At 36.3% G+C, this 1,415-nt stretch carries 3 protein-coding genes and 1 pseudogene; all 4 read left to right on the top strand.

Annotated features, from left to right (window positions below; genetic code table 11):
• Nucleotides 1–251 precede the first annotated feature (251 nt).
• Nucleotides 252–461, top strand: a pseudogene (locus IQ224_RS25225) (TNT domain-containing protein); the annotation flags it as partial.
• A 6-nt stretch (nt 462–467) separates the two neighbouring features.
• Nucleotides 468–719 carry a hypothetical protein gene (locus IQ224_RS23505; protein WP_201261443.1) on the top strand — a complete coding sequence of 84 codons (252 nt, stop codon included), beginning with the start codon at nt 468–470 and terminating at the stop codon, nt 717–719.
• 148 nt (nt 720–867) lie between these two features.
• On the top strand, nt 868–1,020 hold the full coding sequence (locus IQ224_RS23500) for a hypothetical protein (protein WP_002749555.1): 153 nt from the start codon (nt 868–870) through the stop codon (nt 1,018–1,020).
• 122 nt (nt 1,021–1,142) lie between these two features.
• On the top strand, nt 1,143–1,415 hold a 273-nt coding region (locus tag IQ224_RS23495), incomplete at its 3' end, for a transposase family protein (protein WP_194032966.1).

Genomic DNA, 1,415 nt, shown 5'->3' with positions numbered 1-1,415 from the left:
TGTAGATAGCCTTGAATAGACGTTCCTTTTAGGTTCAAAAATTTGTCAAGTATCATAAGTAAAATACTCTGGTTTTTGGCTATTATATCAAATCTTAACTCGATTGTCTATCTTTTGATATTAACTTGTTTGTGCCGTAAGTGTCTCCCTGTATAGATTTCAGCTACTTTTAGGCGTAGGTACTCTCATCGAATTTTATTTTAAGTTAATTATTTGCATAACAATTCCCGAAGAGCCGAACTTTCACTGCTCCAGAAGGTACGCCCTACTCTAAACGAGCGCTTTCACCTGGCTCAAATAATAAACCTTATGAGAAGTATGAAGTCATAAAGCCAATAGAGGTTGACAGTGGTAAATCTAAGGCATGGTTTGATGAACAAGGTGGAGGAACTCAATATGAGTTACCAAAGAAAATCAAAGAGCTTATAGAAGATGGTTCAATTCGCGTCATTGAGGAATAAACAATCATGAATATGACCAAACAAACCTTACTGCAAAAATTACTTGAGCACAACGTGCCTCAAGATTTATATTCTCTTGAAGGAGGGCTACCTAATGAAGCATATTGCCTAGATTTTGTGAACGGTGGTTGGGAAACTTACTACAGCGAAAGAGGAATTAAGACTGGGCTCAAACATTTTGATGACGAAAGCAGTGCTTGCAGTTATTTTCTTGAAGAAATCTTAGGAACGTTGAGGGAGATGAAAGTAATCAAGTAACTATACCACGAGCTAGTAGGTTGGGTTGACGCAAGGAAACCCAACATTCCCCCTAAAACTTCCCTAAAACTCAATAGACATCTCCAGAAATTAACCTCAAACCCTTGTAGCATAGGGGTGAAATCTGGGCTTTTGGAGATGTCTAATAATGAAATATCGTCGCGCCAAAACACCAGCAGCCACCTATTTTTTTACGGTTGTTACTTATCAACGCCAAACCCTATTTTCTGAAGCCGAAACCGTTGATATACTTCGCAATGCTTTTCGCATCGTTAAATCGAGATTTCCTTCTAATTTATAAGACCTCTTGCATAATTTTTTTATGGTATAATGGAGGGTTTTGCTTTTTTCTCAATTCTTAGATTGAAGTGGAAAAAAGAATAAAATGTGATCTTAGGTCAGGAAATCATCTATAATTTTGCTATGTTTATTAGCAAAATTATGGATTATCAAAACTTATCAGATGAACAATTCAAACGCCGTTTCGGTGTGTATAAACAAACCTATAGAAAGATGGTAGAATCAGTAAAAAGTGTTGAAGCCGACTCTAATTCACCATCTAAAAGGGGACCGAAACCTAAACTATCTATAGAAGAACAAGTTTTAGTAACGTTAGAATATTGGCGAGAATATAGAACATATTTTCACATTGGTACAAGCTGGGAACTATCAGAATCAACTATATGTCGGATTGTA

The organism is Microcystis sp. LEGE 00066, assembly GCF_015207925.1.
GTDB lineage: Bacteria > Cyanobacteriota > Cyanobacteriia > Cyanobacteriales > Microcystaceae > Microcystis > Microcystis ichthyoblabe_A.
The sequence above is the reverse complement of the archived record's forward strand: the minus strand, read 5'-3'. Positions and strand labels throughout refer to the sequence as shown.

Excerpts from the sequence above, each read along its gene's own strand:
- IQ224_RS23505 (WP_201261443.1), top strand. The coding sequence starts at position 468 with ATGAATATGACCAAACAAACCTTACTGCAAAAATTACTTGAGCACAAC.
- IQ224_RS23500 (WP_002749555.1), top strand. The coding sequence starts at position 868 with ATGAAATATCGTCGCGCCAAAACACCAGCAGCCACCTATTTTTTTACG.